The organism is Vibrio ezurae NBRC 102218, from assembly GCF_000467185.1.
Classification (GTDB): domain Bacteria; phylum Pseudomonadota; class Gammaproteobacteria; order Enterobacterales; family Vibrionaceae; genus Vibrio; species Vibrio ezurae.
Genome location: NZ_BATM01000036.1, coordinates 1 through 23,398, shown reverse-complemented (window position 1 = coordinate 23,398; position 23,398 = coordinate 1). Strand labels below are relative to the sequence as shown.

12 protein-coding genes are annotated in these 23,398 nt (G+C 44.7%); 8 read left to right on the top strand and 4 right to left on the bottom strand.

Going from position 1 to position 23,398, the window contains the following annotated elements:
* Positions 1-99: 99 nt before the first annotated feature.
* Entirely contained in the window at positions 100-957 is an 858-nt protein-coding gene (locus VEZ01S_RS11060; RefSeq protein WP_021714131.1) for a 4Fe-4S dicluster domain-containing protein, read from the bottom strand.
* Between the two features lie 2 nt (positions 958-959).
* Complete coding sequence (locus VEZ01S_RS11055; RefSeq protein WP_040890796.1) at positions 960-3,935, bottom strand: molybdopterin-dependent oxidoreductase; 2,976 nt, start codon at positions 3,933-3,935, stop codon at positions 960-962.
* A 225-nt stretch (positions 3,936-4,160) separates the two neighbouring features.
* Here VEZ01S_RS11055 and VEZ01S_RS11050 point away from each other — a divergent pair, with 225 nt between their 5' ends.
* On the top strand, positions 4,161-5,696 hold the full coding sequence (locus VEZ01S_RS11050) for a sigma-54 interaction domain-containing protein (protein ID WP_021714129.1): 1,536 nt from the start codon (positions 4,161-4,163) through the stop codon (positions 5,694-5,696).
* A gap of 308 nt (positions 5,697-6,004) precedes the next feature.
* The gene (locus tag VEZ01S_RS11045; RefSeq protein WP_021714128.1) at positions 6,005-7,483 is read left to right on the top strand and encodes a sodium:solute symporter family protein; all 1,479 of its coding nucleotides are present in this window, start codon (positions 6,005-6,007) and stop codon (positions 7,481-7,483) included.
* Between the two features lie 324 nt (positions 7,484-7,807).
* Here VEZ01S_RS11045 and VEZ01S_RS16395 read toward each other — a convergent pair whose 3' ends face one another.
* Positions 7,808-8,563, bottom strand: a complete 756-nt coding sequence (locus VEZ01S_RS16395; protein ID WP_021714127.1) for a TetR/AcrR family transcriptional regulator — start codon at positions 8,561-8,563, stop codon at positions 7,808-7,810.
* Between the two features lie 153 nt (positions 8,564-8,716).
* Here VEZ01S_RS16395 and VEZ01S_RS11035 point away from each other — a divergent pair, with 153 nt between their 5' ends.
* The 6 genes from VEZ01S_RS11035 (at position 8,717) to VEZ01S_RS11010 (ending at position 21,044) form a co-directional block, all read left to right on the top strand.
* Positions 8,717-9,772 carry an efflux RND transporter periplasmic adaptor subunit gene (locus VEZ01S_RS11035; protein WP_040890793.1) on the top strand — a complete coding sequence of 352 codons (1,056 nt, stop codon included), beginning with the start codon at positions 8,717-8,719 and terminating at the stop codon, positions 9,770-9,772.
* Complete coding sequence (locus tag VEZ01S_RS11030) at positions 9,772-10,815, top strand: efflux RND transporter periplasmic adaptor subunit (protein ID WP_021714125.1); 1,044 nt, start codon at positions 9,772-9,774, stop codon at positions 10,813-10,815. Before VEZ01S_RS11035 ends, VEZ01S_RS11030 begins: the two co-directional genes overlap by 1 nt.
* Positions 10,815-13,865 (top strand): efflux RND transporter permease subunit, encoded by a 3,051-nt coding sequence (locus VEZ01S_RS11025; RefSeq protein WP_021714124.1) that lies wholly within the window; start codon positions 10,815-10,817, stop codon positions 13,863-13,865. Before VEZ01S_RS11030 ends, VEZ01S_RS11025 begins: the two co-directional genes overlap by 1 nt.
* A 533-nt stretch (positions 13,866-14,398) precedes the next feature.
* Entirely contained in the window at positions 14,399-18,433 is a 4,035-nt protein-coding gene (locus VEZ01S_RS11020; RefSeq protein ID WP_040890792.1) for a zinc metalloprotease, read from the top strand.
* Positions 18,434-18,445: 12 nt separating this feature from the next.
* Complete coding sequence (locus tag VEZ01S_RS11015; protein WP_021714122.1) at positions 18,446-20,647, top strand: S8 family serine peptidase; 2,202 nt, start codon at positions 18,446-18,448, stop codon at positions 20,645-20,647.
* A 1-nt stretch (position 20,648) separates the two neighbouring features.
* Positions 20,649-21,044 (top strand): hypothetical protein, encoded by a 396-nt coding sequence (locus VEZ01S_RS11010; protein ID WP_021714121.1) that lies wholly within the window; start codon positions 20,649-20,651, stop codon positions 21,042-21,044.
* A gap of 138 nt (positions 21,045-21,182) precedes the next feature.
* On the opposite strand, the gene VEZ01S_RS11005 is transcribed toward VEZ01S_RS11010, so the two are convergent.
* On the bottom strand, positions 21,183-23,120 hold the full coding sequence (locus VEZ01S_RS11005) for an amidase family protein (protein WP_052032221.1): 1,938 nt from the start codon (positions 23,118-23,120) through the stop codon (positions 21,183-21,185).
* Positions 23,121-23,398 lie beyond the last annotated feature (278 nt).

Genomic DNA, 23,398 nt, shown 5'->3' with positions numbered 1-23,398 from the left:
GTAATAGTCTTAGTCATTAACTGTTCGCCCAAAGAAAAACCCCAAAGGCTAATTTAGCATTTGGGGTTTTATTTATTGGTTCACTGTCTAGCTATATTGTTACTCTAAGACGAGAACACCTAAGTTGATACTGTCTTCGAGCACCAATGACGTTTCATACTGGCCTTTCGGATGAGAGACCTTAATTGTGTACGGTTCAGGGCTTTCAGTTAAGTCATCAAACTTAAAGTCACCGAAGTAATCGGTATTGAGATCAGCAATCTTGTTACCGTTTTGGCTTAGACTCACAATCGCAGACTCTACGCAATCAGACACCCCATCAACGGTCATAATGACCGAACCTGCGATGTGCTGCTTATTAAAGCGATGTAGGTTTTTATACCAAATTCGAGGGCGCGTACCGTGCTCTGGATGAAGCACTTGCAAGTTATCACGCTTGGCGGTTTCTTCCATTTCTTGGTCACTGGTTTTCACTGACTGCAATGCGCCTGTTGCACAAGACTGCACGCAACGTGGCTCTTTCCAGCCGTTATCTAGCAAGTGCGCATCAAAGAACCATTTTTGCGGTAGCGATAACTCTTCGTTCCACCAAATGTGCCCGTAAGGACAGCTTTTCACTAAGCGCTCTTGCCCTTTTGCTTTGATAGGATCGATGATCACAATCCCGTCATCACGTTGATAAATCTCACCATTTTTCGCCGCTTTCACACAAGGTGCATCTTTACACTGGTTACACATTGTCGGTAGGTAGGCAACGTCAACTAATGAACCGCTACCTCTTTCTCTGCGTTTAATGTCAATCCAGCGATGTCCGTGACGAGGCTGCTCTTCGGTGTAACCGGGGAAGCTGTTGCCACAATATTCGTCTTTGTCGGCCATGAAACAGTTGTTACAGTTTTCGCAGCGCTCTACGTCTACGATCAGGTTCCAAGTTTGGATGACTTGTTGATTTTCCATAATTACTCTCCCTCCCATACACGGATATTCACTAAGCAAGAGTTACATGCCGTTGAGTGTGACTTTTTAATAATTGGACGGCTTGGGGTTAATGTATTTACCGAGCCGCCACGATCTGGTGAGCGTCCTGGTTCGCCAATTGGCTCATAGAGCGCCGAAGATTCATAAGAGTGCACCGTACCTGCTGGTACGCGACTGGTAATATGAGCGGCACACAACACCGAACCACGATCATTAAATACTTCAACGATTTGGTTATGCTTAATACCACGGCTCTTCGCATCAGCGTCATTAAGACGAATGATCCAATAGAAGTATCCATCAATCTCAACGCGGTGATCATGGATATCATTAATATAAGAATCCTTGCCATCCATCATGGTGTGGAAGCTGTATCGGCTATGCGGAGAAATCATCTGCAATGGATATTTCTCGTACAACTCACCCGAGTGTGGCCCTTCCCAAGACGGAATGTACTTGGTCATGATTGGACGCTCAGGATCATCCGGAGCAAAGCGTTTTAAGCTGTTACAGACGAATTCAATCTTGCCACTTTGCGTTTGTAGCCCTTCTTTAAAGCCTTCTTTATATTCAGAAGGAAGCGGGTTCATCTCTGGCACATCTTTCTTACGCCCTTCGTAATACCAGCGCCATGACACAGGATCTCGATGCTCTTCTTTCGGTGGCGGAACCACGTAGTAACCGCGTTTTAAGAATTGCTTCCAAGAGATCTTGCTTGGCAAATCCGTACCATTAAATAGACGGCGTACCCACTCAAGCTCCGACGTACCTTCACTGTAGTAAGCCCCTAGACCTAGCTTAGAAGCAATCATGCGGAAGATTTCGTAGTCAGATTTAGACTCACCTAACGGTTCAATACACTTATGCTGAATGGTCACAACGCGGTGGTTTACCTGCGTATAACAGTGATGGATATAACCGCCACAGTTCGCAAACTCACCAATATCCCAACGCTCAAAGTTAGTACAAGCCGGCAGAATCACGTCAGCAAATTTCGCTTCACCTTCTAACCAAATAGATTGGTTAACGACCGTTTCTAGATTCGGGCTACGATACATGTGCGCGTAGCGGTTTGAATCGTTCATAGTGCCAAAGTGAGAGCCACCGTATTTGTAGTACATCTTAATCGGAGCATGCCCTGGAGCTGGGTATTTAAACTCAAAGAACTGCCCTTCAATCGACTTAGTATCCGTTGGGTAACCGGTTGTTTTACCCTCTAAGATCGCCTCTGGGATCTTCAATCTTGGCACCACTTGTTTAACCGTATTCATGGTCATCACTTGTGGCATACGCTGATACATGTTCACGCCAACGCCTGTGCCTTCATAGTCACCGGACAAACCGCCTTCTGAGTAACCAGGGAAGAAGAAGCGCGTATCAACCGGAGTACCTTGTTGCAAACAACCCATGTTTACACCCGGCTTACCAATGCCTTGCATCGCCATCAAGCACACCATAGAACGTGCCCATTCAGCGCCCGTTGCACTGCGACATGCAGAGCCAAAGCCTTGAATACCACCCGCAGCTAGATAAACGCGTTTTGAACCCCATTTTCTTGCGAGTGCACGTACATCATGTGCTGGAATTCCCGTTTCGTCTTCCTGCCACTCTGGCGTTTTCGGAATGCCATCTTCGTTACCCAATACGTACTCTTGCCACTCGGCAAAGCCTTCGGTTTTATCGGCGACAAAGTCTTTATCGTATAGGCCTTCTTTCATCCATACATAAGCAATCGCAAGCGCCATGGCATTACTCGTAGAAGGCTTAGTGCCAAACCATTTACCGCCAAGCAGTGCTGCGGTGTGGTTGTAGAATGGGTCGATATGCACAAACTCAATGCCGAGCTGTTTTGCCCACAAGCGACGCTGCGTCCCTTCCATAGCGCCGTATACGCCACTGGTCGATTCCGGATCCGCTGACCAAAATACGATCATATCCGTATGTTGCAGTGCATCTTCTACTGTTGAATAGGTATCTGGCGCGCCAAGACGAATTGAATTTCCCCAGTGGTGCATTGCGCCCCAATAGAAGCCTTCCCAACTGTCTGGGTTATGCGCTACATAAGAAGTACCGATAGTATTGAAGAAGCGTGGACGAGCCGATAGCCAGTAGCCTAAGTTACCCCAAGTATGGTGCGAGCCAGAACCGTTCATAATCGCGCCCGGTCCAAATTCTTTTTTCACGCGCACAATTTCTTTTGCCACTATGTCGGTGGCCTCTTCCCAACTAATGCGTTCGTAGCCTGAAATGCCACGGTTTTGCGGGTTGCGCTCGCCATCTGGATCAAAATCGACACGCTTCATTGGATACAAAATACGATCTTTTGAATAGATGGTAGATTTGATGCCTTGCGTGTGCGGGCTTACCGTCACTTTGTTGGTTGGCGTAAACTCTTGACCACGAGCTTTGATTGTCCATGGCTTGGCATCATCCTCAGCCAAATCAATTGGCGTAATACGAATGATTTTATCGTCTTTTACAAACACAAAAACCGGACCACCATTGGTATTGTTTACATAACGCATCGTGCCATCTGGCATTGGCGTACCGTATTTCACTTGGTTGTCCATAATAGCGCCAAGAATATCGGTGAAATGCACCACTACGGTGTCATCTTTCTTGCCACAAATATCCACTTTAAAGAGCTTTGCCAGATCAATCACATCTTGATAATCGCGCCACGGCACCATCATCTTCATCGCATCTTCTGCGGATTCAAATGTCATGACCACATCACAATTTAGGTCTTTTTTTGATTGCGATCGTACTTTTCCATCTTTAATTTTAAAAACTCGCCCAACATCTGACGTTCGAATGCAAATACACGCCGTAAAATCTTTTTGAGAAACAAGGGCTTTAAACTTTCGGTCTTTTTTAGTTAATACATTTATTGTATGGGTTAAACCAAATAAAATTACTTTTAATTGTTTATCTGCTGCGATATTAGGAATCTTCATCCAATTACTCCACTAACAACTTTAATAGTTACTTTCATATAGCAAAATGCAAGCCAACATTTTTAATTATTAATTTATGGATCTTCATCAACATAACTCACAACCAAATAATGATCTTAATCAGTTTTTAGATATTGGAGCTCAAGATAGAATAGGAAATATCACAGCACTATTAAATATCACAATGATATTTCCTATTTATAATAATTAAGTGAAGCAACCTATATGGATAAAGACCGTTTTTATAAGCAAGCCGTAGAGGCCCTTACCGGAAGTCTGAATTTGCATCTTGGATTACAACACTGCCTGCAATTTATGAGCAAAGTCATTCCCGGTGACGTGCTGTCGGTACACCTGTGGGATGAAAACCTGTGCTCCCTTAGAATCATTGCCTCAGCGGATGTCAGCAGCAGCCGAGCCTGTGACATCATCATCCCGATCGAAGAGGATTTTCGCTATATACCGCGCTGGGAGCAGACTATTGATGTAAAGACCGTTAACGATTATCAAGATGATCCTATTAGTGGCAAGGTGCAGGAGCATCTCAAGTCCATTTATGGCAACCACTCGTATTCACATATGATTTCAAGAATTAAAATTGGCGATCAACGCATCTGTGATATCGCACTGCTTGCGCGAGGTGAAAATCGTTTTACTTCATTGCATACTGAGCTGTTCTCATCTTTAAACTCCCCTTTTGGCATCGCAGTATCAAATAGCATTAAACACTTAGAAATCAAAAAGATGCATGAGAATTTACTCAAAGAAAACCAGCATCTTAAACATAAAATAGCCGGAATTAATCGTGTCGATGTTATTGGCTGTACAACAGGTTTAAAGCAGACCATGCGCCAAGTTGAAGCCATCGCGCTAACCGACGCGCCGGTGCTTATTTTAGGAGAAACCGGCGTAGGTAAAGACGTCATTGCCAATGAAATACAAACGCTCTCCACACGCAAAGATGCGCCTTTTATTCGAGTCAATTGTGGCGCTATCCCTGAGAACCTCATCGATAGTGAGTTATTTGGCCATGAAAAAGGCGCATTTACTGGAGCAATTGAACGTCAAATCGGTCGCTTTGAACGCGCGCACAAAGGCACGTTATTCTTAGATGAAATCGGCGAGCTCTCGAAACAGGCTCAGGTGAGGCTGCTGCGCGTTTTGCAAAATGGGGAGATGGAACGTGTCGGCAGTAACTCGACCATCAAGGTTGATGTCAGAATCATAGCAGCAACCAATCGTTCACTAGATAAGATGGTAGAAAACAACACCTTCCGCGCTGATTTATACTATCGTTTATGCCTTTTTCCTATCACTGTGCCCCCCCTTAGAGAGCGCTTAGAAGACATACCTCTGTTTGCCAATCACTTTATTGCCCAATGTTGTAATAAGTTGCATCTACCCACTCCCAAAATCGCGTTGGGCGAGATAGCAAACCTACAAAGCTACCACTGGCCGGGCAATGTGCGTGAGCTTTCTAATGTCATAGAACGAGCGGTGATCAGTTGTCAGGAAGCGGAGCTGACTTTTTCGACCGTTGAGGTGAGACACACTCCTTACCTGTTATCCACTCAGCAAGACCCTGAAACCATGTTCTATACCTTAGATGAAATCAATAAAAACCACATAGAAAAGGTACTTCTGTTTACCAAAGGTAAAATACAAGGTTCCAATGGTGCAGCAGAACTATTAGATATCAATCCGCATACATTAAGAAGCCGAATAAAAAAACTTGGCATTCAAGTCAAAACTCTTCATTAATGGGAAAAACACTATCATCAGTCGAATAACAAAATTAAAAGACATCACATTTATTTTATATATTAATTATCAAATGTAGATAAGCTTCATGTATTTTTTATTATTTATATAATATTTAGTGATCTCATCGAGGTTATTTATGGTATTCAACCAGAACAAATGACTGATTATTTTTCTTTTATAATATATCGATTCCTACCAGTGCAAAATAATTACTATGAATAGTGATGCATTTCGATTTTTTATATTGATATTTATCTCATTATAAATACTGAATTTACGGATAATATCAATAAGAGGTCTAAAGTATGAACTCAGTTTTAATCATGGTACTTCTTTATAATCTCGTCGTTATCGGCGGGATTGGATGGTACTTAAATCAACAAGACAAAGCATCGGGGCGTGTTACCGACATGGCGCGTGGCGGTACTGATGCAAATATCGCAATGTTTTCTGTAACGCTCGCCATTACCTACCTAGGTTCGGCGCACGTATATGGACTGATGGAAATGTCCTACGGAATGGGTGCGGTAGCATTGTGGTTCTGTTTCGCCCACACCATATTAATGTGTGTTATTTGTATGGGGACTGGACGCTGGGTTCGTCGTTTAGGATGTTCAACCATTCCTGAATTGCAAGGCAACTTATTTGGCAAGCAGATGCGTAACCTCACCGCATGTATTAGTGCGATGGTGGTATTTGGTCTAGTTTCTCTTGAAACTCAAGCGATTGGTATTGCCCTGTCTGCGACCAGTGGTTGGTCACTTCCTTTCTCAATCATTGTTGGTGCCTTCCTTGGTCTAGCCTATGTCACTATGGGTGGCATTAAGCAAACCATGTGGGTAAACCTTGTCAATGCTGTGGTAATGTATAGCTCGATTATTATTGCTGCCGTTTACTTAGGCTTCGTTCTACCTGAAGGTTGGGATGGTGTTCGCCAATTCTATATCGACAATGGTCAAGAATTTAAACTGAGCATTTTCGGTACGCCAGACCTACTATTTGGTTTTGGTATTGCCACTGTTTTCTCCGTAGTATTCTCTCAGTCTGTTAACCAGCAAGGTATGGCCGCGGCCATGTCTGCAAAAGACGAATCTGTTATCCGTCGTTCAATCTGGATTGCCGCTCCTATCAACGGCATCTTTGGTGTATTCCCTGTACTCGTTGGTCTAGCGGCATTTACTATCCCTGAATTTGCGGAACTTGGCCCTAAACTGGCAGGCGCAACCTTAGTAGTGAAACTTCTACCAACGTGGTTAGTCGTCATGCTACAAGCCGGTTTTGTGGGTGCTCTACTGTCTACTTACGCTATGACCGTTCTGGCTCCTGCGACTATCTTCACCAAAGACATCATTCAGGCAAACCGTAAAACGCCAATGACGCCTATTGAAGAGAAGAAAACCATTCAGCGCCTTATCATTGCGTTCGGCTCTGTTGCCGCGGTACTGACCTTCTTTAACCAACCGGCTATCGTACCGGCTATCAACTGGCTATTTGCATGGTTAGCTCCGTTATTCTTCGTCACAGTTGCAGGACTATTCTGGAAACGAAACACCAATGTGGCCGTTACTGTATTGCTCGTATCTTGGGCGTGCAACATGATTTGGACTATCCGTCCGCTTAAACATGCCATCATCGATGTACTGCCAATGACGGCACGTCTAGAAAATGCCCACATTACCGCTTCTGTGGCCTTTATCTTAACCATTGTATTACTGCTATTTGCGGGTGAATCAAAGCCTGCAACACTGCGCGCAAAAAAACTAACGCAAGCTAGCTCCCACTAAAAGGAATCGAAGATGAATCTTGCATTTGAAATTTTTCTACAGGCATTAACGATGATTTTTTCGATAACGATTATCTCAGTGGTTATCGCTAAATTAATAGGAATTTACTCAGACGAGGACAAAAAATGAATCAGACCGACATTTGGATAATTGGCGTCATTGTGGCGGGGTTTGTGTTCTATGGATGCACCGTGTATTTCGGGCGAGGAAACTAGACACCTTAAATCACGCGGTGAACCAAAAGCGCTCGCGATAAGTCACCTCTAAACCAAAATGCACACCGTTATCAGGTGTGCATTCTTTTTTCTACGACGACATAACTGACTAAGAGCTAGCTTGCTTGGATAGCTCAAGTTGCTGTTGATACATCTTTTGTAGATCATTGTCTTGGCACTCAACATAAATAACCAGTTCATCAATGCTTGAGGCGGTCAAACGCTGATCATCAGAAATATCATACTCACGAGCAACTTCTTGTTCGTATAATTTCCAATGCTCAAGTAAGCCTTGTTGATAGCTCTTACCCGGCCAAGCCGCTGCCATAAAGGGTTTAAATGCCACCGCACCACCCGCATGAGTCAGAAAACGCCACATGGTTAAGTTGGGATTACTTGAAAGTCGGACAATCATATCGGGAATATTGGCATACCCTCGCTCAACAACGCTTCGAATGTGTGGGCTATATTCCTCACCATCCATCGCCCCATTATCAGGGTGGTGAATATAGTCGAGCATAATTTGGCACAGTTGCGGGCATGCCAGCATGTACGCCATAAAATGACAGAGGTAACGATAAATACCCAATTTATCCTCTAAGTCATCGCCAATACTCGCTTCTAAACCTTCACCATACGTATCAACATAGTCGTGCATCTGGTCAATAATTTCGCGCCAAATTTGCACTTTGCTACCAAAATAATGGCGAATCAAGCTGTGGGCAACGCCAGCTCGTTCACTGATATCGCGTACAGAGACTTGATTGTATCCTTTTTCACAAAATAAAAACGCAGCACTACTGAGTATCATCAGCTTGGTTTTTTCTGCTTCTTCTGCGCTTCTGCGACCTTGTTTCCTTTGCACTGCAATCCTCAGCGTTCTTTTTTACTTAGCCTTAAGGTACTAAATAATGCACTGAATACATACACTTTTATTTACTGCACAACTGTAAAATATATTGATCTCACTCATTCACCTCACCTATACTACACACCCGTACAATAAAAGGTGTTTGACGTGAAACGCACTTACATAATCATCAGTCTCTTGCTTGGTATTGCATTGGTCGGTTGCGACCAGTCTCATTCCAACGAGATTACGCCCAGCAGTATTAAACCAATCAAAGCGACGCAATTGCAGTTGCACAATACCGACCCCTCTTACCAATTTTTAGGCGAAGTGGTTCCAGCAAAAAATTCACCGATCTCTTTTCGAGTTGGGGGGGAAATACAATCAATATCAGTTGAGATGGGGCAAACCGTCAGCAAAGGACAGCTGTTAGCCTCACTCGATGATGCCGACTTTAAGTTGGCCGTAGAAGCGGCAACGACAGAGTTTACGCTAGCAAAAAATGAGTACCTGCGCGCAAAACAGTTGCAAGCAAAAAAATTGATCAGTAAGGATTCATTAGACCAAGCGTATACCCAATACAAAACGACCGAAGCGGCGTTAAAGCAGGCAAAAACAGATCTTTCTTATAGCAAAATATATGCACCGTTTTCTGGTGTGGTCTCTATGCGCCATAGCAATGCTCACCAAGTAGTGACTCCATCACAGACCATCGTCAATATCATAGATAATAGCAGCTATAACGTGTCTGTATCCGTACCAGTGTTGGTCGCACATCGTTTGATGGGAAGACTACCTAAATTGCAATTTGTCAGCGACACTTTGCCAGATCAACCTTTTCCTGCCCAGATTATAGAAGTATCTAGCCAACCAGATCTCGACACTAACAGCTACTTAGTAAAAGTGGCATTTCATTCTCAAACCCCACTAATGCCAGGCCACAGCGGTCAATTGCAAATGTTTATTCACAACGATCTATCCATCCGCAATCCCATTCAGTCCACGGCATGGATTGATATGACAGAGACCCAGCAAATACAAAAAGGCCACGTTTGGATCTATGACTCAAACACCTCCAAGGTTCATCGAAGAATGGTGTCTGTCAACCTCGATACTGGCACTGTTCTTGGAGTGAAATCCGGCGAGATACTGGTAGAAAGCGGAGCACAAACATTAGTAGAAGAGCAGATTGTACGCCCATGGATCAGAGAACGAGGTATTTAATGAAACGCGCCTTAACCGTAGCGATCTTTTGTGCGCTATTGAGTGGCTGTTTTAGCGAACAAGCGCCTCTCACCCCCCCAACATTGCAGCTTAAAACCTTTGAGGTTAAGCAACAAATCCCTCTTGGTGATCGTGAGTTTAACGGGGTAAGTGTGCCTGCCGACATTACGCCATTGGCCTTTGTTAATGCTGGTGAAATCACTCATATTCCTGTCAAGGCGGGCGATAAAATAGTGAAAGGACAGGTGCTGGCAACCCTTGATGACACACGTATCGTGCAGCAATTACAACAAGCGAAAGTAGAGCTTGATCTAGCAAACAAGCAACGCGAGCGCGCTTTGCAATTGACCACTAAAAACATGATTTCTCACTCTGAATTCGATGCTATCAATAGCAAGCAGCAATTGGCAAACATCCAATATCAATCACTGCAACGTCGTTTGTTTCAAACTCGATTGTTGGCACCTTTTGACGCCACTATCGCTTCGGTAGAAAAAGAAGTGGCAGAAAATGTGAATTCAGCTGAGGCTATTCTAACGATATATCGACACGATCGTATTCAAGTGGATATCAATGTCACTGAAGAAACGCTACTTAGCTTAAAACCTAAGCTCGGTACTCAGGTACAAATTCAATTTGAGAACCTATCTCAACCTATCAATGCCAAGTTGATGTTATGGTCTGCCGAGCCCATCGCCAATCACAGCAATTATCTCATGCGCTTTGAGGCAAACCAAACCTCCAGCCATGTATTGCCCGGCACAGCGGCGCAAGTGGTTATTCCAAGCTTAAACGCCTCCCAAACGTTGGCTTTTCTGATTCCGGCCAACACTCTAGTGGCGGGCAATAAGCCGGCTAGCTTTAGCGTTTGGCTGTATAAAAACCACCAGCTTATACCGCAAAACGTCACCGTGAATGCCATCACTAAAGAGGGAGCAGTCATCAGCAAAGGCTTACAACAAGGTGACCTGTTAATTACCAACCAACTCTCTAAGTTAACTCATCAGCGCCCATTTACGATTACGGGCGAGGTATCTCAATAATGAACATCGCACACTATTCCATAAAAAACAGCGTCATCAGCTGGATGTTTGTCCTGATTTTACTGATCGGTGGCGTCAGTGCCTTCAATAATCTTGGACGCTTAGAAGACCCAGAATTCACCATCAAAGATGCGATGGTCGTGGCAACCTATCCTGGCGCTACGGTGCACGAAATTGAAGAGGAGCTGACCTACCCTTTAGAGAAGGCCATTCGTCAATTGCCCTATGTCGATCACATCACCTCGACCACAACCGCAGGTAAAACCCAAATTTTAGTGCGCATGAAATCCATTTATGGTCCGGATGAATTACCGCAAATATGGGATGAAATGCGCCGCAAAATCAACGATTTAAAACCAAGCTTACCGCAAGGGGTACAGGGAATCTCAGTACTGGATGATTTTGGGGATGTGTATGGGATGTCCTTAGCATTAACAGGCAAAGCGTACACTTACCCAGAATTAAAACGCTACGCCGACTATCTCTCACGTGAACTGGAGTTAATTGATGGTGTCGGTAAGGTCATGATCACCGGAGATCAGCCTGAACAAATCTACATCGAAATGTCCACCGAACGATTAACCGCACTCAATCTTGACTCTAGTACTGTGGTGGGGCTCATTAACCAACAAAACTCAGTACAAAGCGCAGGGCAAGTGATGGTCTCTGGCGATACTCTACGCTTGCGCCCTACGGGCAGTATGTCGTCCATCGAAAGCTTGGAGAATCTGATCATTCATGGGCGAGATACCGGCAAGCTTATCCGCCTCAAAGACATCGCAACCGTCAAACAAGGCATTTCCGAGCAGCCACAAGATGTCGTGTTTTTTAACGGACAACCTGCGCTCACTATCGGTATTTCCTTTGCTTCTGGCGTGAATGTTGTCGATATAGGACAAGCCATTAGCCAACGTATTCAACAGTTAGACAGTGACACTCCAGTAGGAATGAAGCTGAATGTATTTTATGACCAATCTCACGAAGTGGCCCACTCGGTAGATAGTTTCCTTGTGAGCCTTGCACAAGCGGTCGGCATTGTAATTGTGGTGCTTTTATTTGCCATGGGACTGCGCAGTGGTCTGATTATCGGTTTAGTGCTGCTACTGACGGTATTTGGCACCTTTATCTTAATGGATTATCGAAATATTGAATTACATCGTATCTCCCTTGGCGCACTTGTTATTGCCCTTGGTATGTTGGTGGATAATGCAATAGTGGTCGTAGAGGGCATACAAGTTGGCATGAAGCGAGGGCTGTCCAAAGCACAAGCATCTATCGCGATAGTCAAGCAAACGCAATGGCCTTTATTGGGCGCAACCGTGATTGCGATTACCGCATTTGCGCCCATTGGGTTATCCGAAGATGCGACTGGGGAGTTCATGGGATCGCTATTTTGGGTGTTGTGTTTCTCACTCTTTTTGAGCTGGGTAACGGCCTTAACATTAACCCCATTTTTAGCTGAGCGCTTTTTAGGCAAAATCGAGCCAAAATCAGACAACGATGAGCTTTATCAAGGTGTCATATTCACCGTATTTAAACGAATTTTAGTGTTTGTGCTTAAGTACAAAAAGCTCTCTTTGAGCACCTTGTTGATATTACTGGTCAGTGCGGTGATTGGCTTTGGCTCCGTAAAACAGCAATTTTTCCCAGTTTCAAATACGCCTATTTTTTACGTAAATGTGTGGCTTCCACAAGGCACTGATATTCGACAAACCACTAAAATCACATTGCAAGTCAATGACTATATTCAACAAAATGACAAAGTTGATTATGTAGCAACAAGCATAGGACAAGGCTGGCAACGATACTCTCTGACTTATCAACCAGAGAAGTCTTATCCTTCTTATGCACAACTATTAGTGCGAGCGCATGACTTAGACAGCATGTTTGCACTGCTAGACGATCTCAACAACGCGCTTCCCCTGCACTTTCCGCAAGTTGATTTTCGATTGCAGCTCGCGGAGTTTGGGCCCTCTCCTGCATCAAAAATTGAAGCGCGTATCACAGGCCCTGATACCCAAACATTGCGTCATATCGCCAGTGACATAGAGCGAATTATTGCCAGTGACCCCGGCGCGCGTAACGTGCGAAACAACTTGCGCGAAAAGAGTAAGATCTTAGTGCCTGCGTTTAATGAATCAAAAGCGCGTCGCCTTGGTATATCTAAGCAAGATCTGTCGCAAACGCTGGAAATGGCGTTTGGCGGTGTGCCGATTGGTGTCCTTCGAGATGGCACCAAACAGCTACCCATTATATCGCGCCTACCTAAAATTGAACGCGAAGATATTCAAACATTGAAACGCTTACAGATCTGGAGTCCTGTCCTGCAAAGTTATGTGCCTATCGAGCAAGTGGTGGATGGCTTGAGTCTGGACTGGGAAGATTCCATCATTATGCGCCGCGACAGAAAGCGGGAAATATCGATAATGGCTGATCATGATATTCTCAGTAATGAAACGCCCGCAGTGCTATTTAACCGCCTTCGCCCGCAAGTGGAGGCCTACTCTCTGCCTGCTGGATACCATCTGGATTGGGGCGGTGAATATGAATCAGAACAAGAGGCACAACAAGCGCTTGGCGCGGCAATGCCACTTGGTTACCTGCTGATGTTTGTCATTACAGTGCTGCTATTTAACTCACTACGTAAACCGTTGGTGATTTGGCTTACTGTACCGCTGTCTATCATCGGAGTGAGTTTTGGCTTGTTAGCGACAGGTCTGCCATTTAGTTTTACCGCTCTTTTAGGCTTAATCAGTTTAAGTGGCATGGTGCTTAAAAACGGCATTGTGCTAATGGATCAAATCAATTTAGACCTGAGCGATGGCAAGTCACCGTATATTGCGCTTATCGACAGTGCGCTAAGCCGCGTTAAGCCGGTAAGTATGGCAGCCCTTACCACGATTTTAGGGCTCATTCCCTTAGTCGCCGATCCGTTTTTCGGTTCAATGGCCGTTACCATTATGGCGGGCCTTGGCTTTGCGACTATTTTGACCTTGATTGTGGTTCCTTTGCTGTACGCCACCTTCTACCGAGTGCGTAAGCAACATTAACACCAGAAACCAACGCTCATAAACCGCCAAACTTAGGCCTATTCATCTACTCATGAATGGGCCTGTTTTCATTGAATGTCACGTCTATTGCGCGGCATTTAATGTTAACTCTCTTACCTTACTCAGAATCCTTATCCTATGGCCGTTGCGCATTGAAAACCCTCATGTTATGACGAAAAAGCCCCTCTCTAGCGGCGATAAGTAAACCCATCACACAAACGGCCCCGTTGATAAAATAGACACACCTGACATCGTCATCGCTGATAAATAGCGCGGAAAAAGCACAGTATGAAATTTGCAACATCAGATTGCATAACAACTGTATGCTTCTCACAACTTCCCACATCGCCCGATATATGGGGAAAGCATGCTAAATTCGTTGTGTATGCAAGGCTATAACCGAGTGAGGGAAAGCTCTAGACCGTTGTAACATAAGGGGTGACACTATATAGTGAAAAGCTAGACATATTTTCTTACAACTTAATAGTCACCGATATAGTAGTAATAGATAAATGAATAAACACTGGAATAATATGAACTACAAAGGATTTGTAGTGTCTTTGTTGTGCTCCGTTGTCATGGTTGGATGCGGTCCCAAAGACGAAGAATATAAAGAAGTCGCCAAAGATACGAATCAGATTACCACTTCTGATATTAGCAAGTTGGGCGACACTAAGTTCATATACAGTCATACCATCACGCAGCTACCGGAATCTCTTAATAACTCGATTGCCTACGATCTTCGACGCCACGCTACGGTGAAAATCAACTTGGTGGCAGATGGCATTGAAGTAAGAGCTCTTCCTCGTGATATTTACACGAGTGACAATCAAAGTGACATTACCAACTGGCCTATGGTGTTGTTCATACCTGGCAGCTACGTCGACTATAAATGTCAGGAAGACAGCTACGATAAATGTACAAACCAAGAAACAGTGGACTCAGACGCAGATGTCACGTGGAATCAGAAACACTACTTTATCCCTGATTTTGCCAATGTTCAGCAATTCTCCGATGGCAATGAAGGCATCAGTGACCGATTCAACTCTTGTATGCAGCAGCAAGGCGGTGCTTCTCTGGTACACGATGGCAAATGGTTAGGCACTGAAATAGATCTGACTAAAGGCGTCATTAACTTTGAGCTACAAAAACGCTATACCCTTAGCGACAGTAGCTCTTGTCAGGTGATTTATCGAAACATCGAAGGTAGTGAGACAGGTACAGGCACCAGTGCCAACAGTTTTTCTACGCATGAATTCTACTCGATTATTGCTAAACCACTTTTAAGCAAAGAAGAATATACCCCTGTTCCGTATACTCACGATGATTTTGCACGTTTTGGTTTCTTCGACAGCGAAACTCATAATCTAAGCTATATCTCCGTTCGCGATCGCACCAAAACGCAAAATGGCCATCGATACCATGACTATCTATATCGCTGGAATCCGAAGCGAAAAACCATTACCTATTATCTGGATAACGACTATTACCTTCCAGAGAATAAGCCGTATCTCGATTCGGCAAAGAACACTATCAAAGCAATCAATATTGAGCTAAGTGAAGCTAAAACTGGTGTACCGACTCTCGTCCTTAAAAAGCAAGGCGAGAAACGATTTGGTGATTTGCGCTATAGCTTCATTGATCTCAATAACTTTGCCGATAACTTTAACTACAGCGGGCTGACCGATTCCATCACCGACACTCAAACCGGTGAAATTATCAGCAGCCATATTGTGATGAACTTGCCGATGGCAAGATCAACCGGTACAGAAGCGCGCTATAACCTCATCCGAGATACCTTTAAGTTCTTAGATGGTCGATTAGACGCGACTGAACTGAGCGATAAGTTGACCAACGCAGGTATGGTGACAAGTGACGCAAACACAGCATCCGCTACCTCTACATCAGATGCGAACGATGTTGCCTATAGCAGTTACAGCAACGATGAACCGCTGTCCAGTACGGAACGTAACAACCTTGCGACATCTGCGAAATACTACAACGCTTTACACGGCCTAGAAAGCTTTGGCTCACGCCAAGCGGCTGGCTCAAGCACCCATAATATTAACTCTGGAGTTGATGCGGCCACTGCGCCAAATACGCCACCGGCACCAACAGCGTCAACGGATACAGCCAATCAACTACCTCCAGAGATCAAGACATTCTGGACGACCAATTTAGCGCCGATTTACGGCCCTAATTCAAGTATTTGGGATAATCCAGAATTCTGGTCAGGGGAACCTAGACACTCAGATATGCTGCCGTTTTCTGAACTGTCAGAAGAAAACCAACAGTTGATGCTAGAAATCACAGGTAACGGCTTCTATTCAGCGATTTTGACCCATGAGCTGGGTCATGCATTTGGATTGCGCCACAACTTCCGTTCTAGTGTAGATATGGCGCACCACTTCACCAAAAATTCGCCATTTTACAAGCAAGTACAGCCTAAAATTGACAAAGCATTAGCCGCAACGAATAACCAATCTATGCAGATCATCACCGGTTACAGTTCGGTGATGGAATACATGGCAGATACCTCGTTCTACAACAATATTTATGGTGCGTACGATTTGGCTGCGTTGCGTTTTGGTTATTCTCGTGAAATTCAGCCAACAACAGGCAACAACGATATTTTCAATGTCAATGTTCCTTGGGTGAGTGTTCAACCTCGTGACAACGGTGTTCTTAGCAACTGGCAAAAAGAAGGAGCCACCGAAGCATCACTGGGTAATGGTTCACTATCGACCACAGAAACCGCCTACAACATGGACTCTGTACGTTATGAGTTTTGTAGTGATTCGGATATCGAGACAGATTTTTACTGTAATAAATCCGATGTTGCTCTAGAAACATCAGCCACCAATGCAGGTGGCGCGGCAACCCTGCAAAGCATTAGTCGTCAGCTGTTAGACGATGTCTACTTTGCCTTCTACAATCAAAGCATCGGCGGCAATGGACTCTCCGATCTTTCTGCACTCGGCAAAGTATTTGATACCGGTGACTACTACACCGCCACCAGCTCTCTCGTTAAAATTCGCCACAACATTGCGCGCTCTGCGAATTCGGCAGGCATCTATGATGCGGATAATTACTTAAATGATGACACTTGTAGTGGTAATTTCCACGATACCCCATCGCCGTACTCTATCGAAGGGTTAGAGCGATGCACCTCATTGCGCTTTAGCTTAGACTCGACATTGCTTTACTCATTGTCAGTAATGAACATCAATGACACTGATGCGCGTGTGAAAATATTCCGCAGACCAAAACCGTTCCTTTCGTTAGACACAACGAATCCGATTTTGGTATCGGATGTCAACCTAAGCGACATTTACAAAGCGGCGACAAACTCTCATATCACTTACAACAGCGGTAAATCACCAATGTTTTCGGCGAATGATCTGTACCAAAACTTTAAAGATGAACAGCATCAAGAGTTGATATTCAAGATTTTGGTTGAGAACAATCCAGCGGTAGTGAAGGCCCTTAGCTCAGAACCCGTACCGCTTGAGGCTGACAACTACAATATTGAAATCACGCCATCGCCTACCGCGTCTGTCGTTTCGCCACTCAATGGTCTAAATTTACCAACAGATAGCCAGCCTCAAGATGGCAATCTCTATAAACGCTTACCTCCACAGTGGCCGATGAAACTGGAACTCATGCAAGATTTGTTGCGTTCATCAGACCTAGATCCTATGGATCACTTCTCGAATCTGGCCATGGTGGATTACGACCATAAAATGGGTCGCACCATCGAAATGTTCTTATGTAACTCAGTCATGCACACTGATTACTCAAGCTATCACTTGAGCACATTAAAAGTGCCATTGGCTTATCCCGTTGCTGTGCCTACCAATCCGGCGTTAACCAACACTTGTGTTGCCGACATTATGCAGCATAGTGACATCACCAATGAAGATGCGATCACCAAGGCTCAGCCTTACGCACCATACATTGTTTCAACTGCACCGAGTTACTATTATGAGAACTACATTAAGCAGTACATGGCGTACAACATGCTTAATGATCGCGGTAATGATCCGGCCAACAAATACATTGAACCGATTCAAAAGTCGGATTCTAACCAGCACTTGTATCAACATTTTGGTCTGGCCTATTCAAGCGCCTCTGAAGAAGGTATGACGTTACGAGTCAACTACCTCAAAGCGCTATTAAAACAGGTCATCTTAGCCACTGAAGATTCAACGCTTGGTTCTTATGGGCATGGCGACAATTGGCGCGAATACGTGTCTGTACACCAAGATTCAGGCCTGTTCCAAGGTAGTCCAATTTACACCTACGATGCGACGCAAAACCAATATACGTTAGATCCTAGCTGGAGAACGGCAAGCGAAATCTACAACCCAGAAACCGGCAAAAGTGTCTACATCGGTCCAAAAAATGTCTTAGCCAACAAACTAAGAACACGAATCCAAGATACGGTTGTGACCCTCTATCAATTGAGAAACGGAACCCCTACTCCGGGCGATATGACAGAAAACCTTCAATTGCAATTGAAGCGTGATATGAAAGTGTTGTTTAACATTCTGCCAGAGCTTGACTAGGGAAATAGAATAATGAAAAAGAATGCAATTATTGTATGTCTAGCAAGTCTTGGCTTGCTAGCGGGGTGTGGCTCAGAAAGCACATCTCAAGATCAGCCAACCGCACACAACAAAGCGTTGTTTGATGCTGTGCCCCATGACGCCGAGTTTCAAGTCACCGCGTTGCAGCCAAGCGCAAGCAATGTCGTGTATACCGATGCAGGTCGCCTAGTTCGCTTTGAAAATGCAGGACACACGCTGAGCATTGTCAACAGCAAAGGGGTGACCAATGGCGCTATTCGCCAAGACGGTGATGCGCTGTTATACATACCACAAACCGCAACGGGGCAAACAAAATCCACCGACAAATTGGTATATAAAGAAGAGGGGGTTGAAAAAACCATTACTATTCAAATTAATAGTGACCCTTTATATCCGCAACAGTGGCATCTGCATAACACAGGCCAAGAAAGCTATTCCGATCTGGCTCTTGCTGCTGATGGTCAAACCGATATCGATATGAGCAATGCCCTCGCATCCGGCTATCTTGGACAAGGCATCACTGTCGCCGTCGTGGATCACGGTGCACAGCTTGATCACCCCGACCTGAACGTCGGCGTTGGTTCAATGAACCTGAACAATGGCAGTAGCACCATGCCTGTACGCAATGGCCATGGCACTTCAGTGTCCGGCATTATCGCCGAAAAAGGGTGGAATAACATTGGCGGACGCGGCGTTGCTCCCGAATCAAAAGTCATCAGTTTTAACTGGCTCGATGCCAGTGGCACACTCGATGAATTTGCCAAAAGCCATGGCTTTGCCAAAATTGCATCGGCAACGCCAAACGCGCCAGTTACATTAGATGAAACCCAGCTAGATGGCCTAGCTCGTATATATAATGAAAGCTGGGCTTCAGAAGCTTTTTGTAGTGAGTTTAAAGACTCGATCTGTATCAACTCCATTGCTCGCTCTGCGATTTCCCGTAAAGGCGCATTGCTTGGCTTTGATGGTAAAGGGATCATCTACATCAAGTCTTCAGCAAACAACGAACAAGGCTACTCTTGGACTGACAAAAACTACTATCAACCTATTGATAAATCGTCGGTACAATTCACTGCGTTTGATCCAGAAGTTGCCAAGCAGACCGTGAACTTTGGGTTGCCGTTCCGTGGCGCTATGCTCAGTACGTATCAAAACTCACCGTTTGTTACGGTTGTTGGCTCAGTCACAGCACAAGGCAAACAAGCCTCGTATTCTGGCTCAGGCGCGAACATGTTTGTCGCAGGTTTAGGGGGTGAAAAACCTTACGGGCGCATCATTACCACTGACGTCACCGGATGTAACGAAGCAAAAGGTTTTTCAAATTCTGCCACCTTCAATACTTTTGCTGATGCATTTGATCAAGGCAGAGTACCAGAGAACAAAAACTGTGATTACAACGCAACGATGGATGGTACATCTGCGGCATCACCTGTGGTATCCGGTGCGGTTGCCGATATTTTATCCGTCAATAATGAACTGTCATGGCGTGATGTTCGCAACATATTGGCACATACGTCGCAAAAGGTAGATCCCAATAGCAAAGCGGTGAAGTTGCCGTTAAAAGATGGCGAATTAACTGCACAATACGGCTGGATTACCAATGCTGCGGGATTGCATTTCAACAACCGATATGGCTTTGGCTTAGTGGATGTTGATAAAGCGATTGCCATGGCAAAAGACTACGACACCGATACCTTTGGCCCGTTAATTGAATTTGCTAAGCTCAGCTCAGCAACGCTGGATAAAACCATTCCAGATGGCAGCGCGAAAGGCGTCAGTGATCAGATTACGCAAAGTCAGTCAGCCACTGTCGAAACCGTATCATTGCACGTGAACATCGAACACGACCGCTTAAACGATTTGCAAATTGAGCTAATCTCACCAAGTGGGACACACGCGATTGTATTAAACCCATACAATGGCATCCCATTGGTTAACGTTGACCCTAAATATAGAATGCACCACCTTGATTTTACCTTCGAGGCCAATACATTCTGGGGAGAAGCGATGCAAGGACAATGGACATTAAAAGTCTTTGATGCCAACAGTGAGGCGTATTCTCAAGTAGTCAGCACCAGCTCTATTGACTATGTTCATGCTAAGCAAGTTGTGGCACCCAATAACAGTACCCCAGGTGTTCTGCACAGTTGGTCAATCCAAGTCAACGGTCACTCTGAGCACAAAGGAGCATAAAATGAAGTTTAAACTACACTGTATGGCTGTCGCTCTGTTTTTAGCTGGCCCAATACAAGCAAATGCTGCTTACGAAATTCAGACAACAAACGGTTTTGAGCAAGCCGATCATATTTACACTGGCGATACCATCCGTGAAGTCGGGAGCATCAGCAGTTTTCAAACCAGTGGTGAAGTGATTGTTAACGTTGAAAAAGCCCACCTCACTGAGCTGCGTGACTCTCTTGAGCAACTTGACGTTCAACTTGTACTCTCGATTGAACAAGATGCAGACACTGAGATGGTTGTGCTTAATGCAGGCGATAATGACCTCGTGGATTTGCTTGATACCCTACCCACTCTGCCAGGGATCACCCAAGTCAGTCTAGGAGCGGTGCAAAGCGATAGTGCTCAATAGCCACTGATACCAATCGTACTCAATAACGGCTCATTCTAGCGTGTTAAAAAGGCCTGACGTGTAAAGTCAGGCCTTTTAGTCTCTTACTTGGTCATATCAATCGTAGTGATTCATTGACCATTCTCGCTTTTTGAATACTTACTGGTTTATATAAGTAGGTGAAGAAGCTCTTTGCATATCGTGCACCGCAAACACACCCGCCTGTTGATTCATCGCAATCGTTGCAGCCAAATCTGGGGCTTTATGTTGTCGTCTAGCAATCGACTCTCTTCCTGTCTCGATGGCTTGTGCAATAGCCAATACTTTTCCATCATCAAAACGTGCTGCCATAATATTAGTTGAGACGGGAGTCCCAACAGTATTTGGGCTGTACCAATAATCAAACTCACTCTTAATCGCTGAGTCTTTCGTTTGATAGCCAAACGGTACTGAGGCTGACGGCGCTCCCGCTGGCGCATAAATAGACGATAAACTTAACTCAGAGACCAAGACTTGAAAGTCATGTTGTTGAAAGTAATTTGCAACGGCACTTTCCCAAGTTGTGCGTTTCTTTTCCGCATTATCCAAACATTCTTGTCGAGACTTGGTCGTGTTTGCCGCGCTTTTCATATCGTCTTGTTTCCAAACCGCTCTACGCTGTGGATAGGCTTGGTTGAATTTAACAAGTTCAGGGACTGACTGAATGGGCATATTCTCCGAAGCTGCCATATCAGCAAACTCATAGTGAAACTCACAAGGCAAATCGAGTGCTGGTGCGCCCGCATTCGTCGGCAATGTATTCACCACTTCATACGCGACTCCAGCTTTGTCTAAAATCGCTTTGGTATCTTCTAACCAATTGGCCGAAGAAGTGGCATTGTAGCCATTGGCGTTCAGTCCCACTTTAATATTTTGATACACCGATGGGCTAAGATAATCCGTAAAATCCGTCTTAGGCTGATCTTTTACCTCTGAATACAGTGGATCATTTGGATCGGCATCCACTAAAACGGTGAGTTCAATTGCCGCATCTTCAACACTTCTTGCCATAGGGCCGGCACTGTCTTGAGAAGCGGCCAGCGGAATAATGTTCTCTCTAGAGACTAAGCCAATGCTGGGTTTGAAGCCAACAATGGAGCTCATTTGTGCTGGGGCATTGATGGAGCCTTGTGTCTCTGTCCCCACTGTGACCGCAGCAAACTCTGCCGCTGATGCAACGCCTGAGCCTGAACTTGATCCCATAACACTATAGAAGCCATACGCATTGCGGGTTTGTCCTCCTAAGTTACTAAAACCATTAGGATCTTTAGTCGTAAAGTAATTGGCATTTTCCGATAGATTGGTTTTTCCTAGAATCACTGCTCCCGCATCACGTAATCGTTGCACAATGTGTGCGTCATGATCGGTATTCCAGTCCAGTAGAGCGGCCATCCCTCCCGTAGTGTGCATTCGATCGTCGGTCGCAATGTTGTCTTTAATGAGCACAGGAATACCGAGCATCGCAGAATGGGATTGAGTAGAGGCGCGAATTTGGTCGGCGTGTTGAGCAATCGCAAGAACATCAGGGTTTAGTGCAAGTACCGAGTTCAGCTTATTGATATCGTATTTGCCAATACGAGAGAGATAAAATTTAGTCAGCTCTACAGAGGTCAATTGACCATCATCCATCGCGTGTTGCAACTCTCGAATAGATCGCCCCAGTATCAATGATGAATATTGTGTGTCATCAAAATCGGCCAAAGCCGCATCAAACTGTGCAAAATTACGGTACAACTTGCCAAAGTAATTCACTGGCTCCAATACCGCAGTAAACCCATCCCAGTTATTTTGGGATGGCGTATCTTTATCGGCTTCAATCCCTGTCCAACCTTCGATATCAGAAATAAACTGATAGGGTTCAGGATCATGAGAGGTGGGGTTAATGGCTTGGATCTTTACATTACTCTGTGGTTGTTTTGGCAGTTCACCTTGTAGTGGAGTCTGTGCCTGAGTAGGTAATTGTTCTTGAACAGAAATACTAGGCGAGGAATCGTCACTACCACAACCTGAAAGTACTACACTAGTTGCTAGTGCGAGCAGGGAAACTTGAAATTTCATAATAACTCCTTGTAGGTAAATAATTTCCTTCAATGAGCCTTTGCATTTTACGGACCAAAACAACAAAAAATCTTAACCTTTTGAGCACCCCCGGTTACAAAATACCAATAAACAACTGAATTCATTAAACTTTAATCGTTAATTAACTAACAAAACAAATAAAAGGAACAGTGCAAAACCATGCATTTAGTTGCCAATAACACTCATTTCATATCTGCACCGTTCAAGGTAAAGCAGCCTTAATATTTGCACCATAAAGAGGCTAAATAGCGTTTATT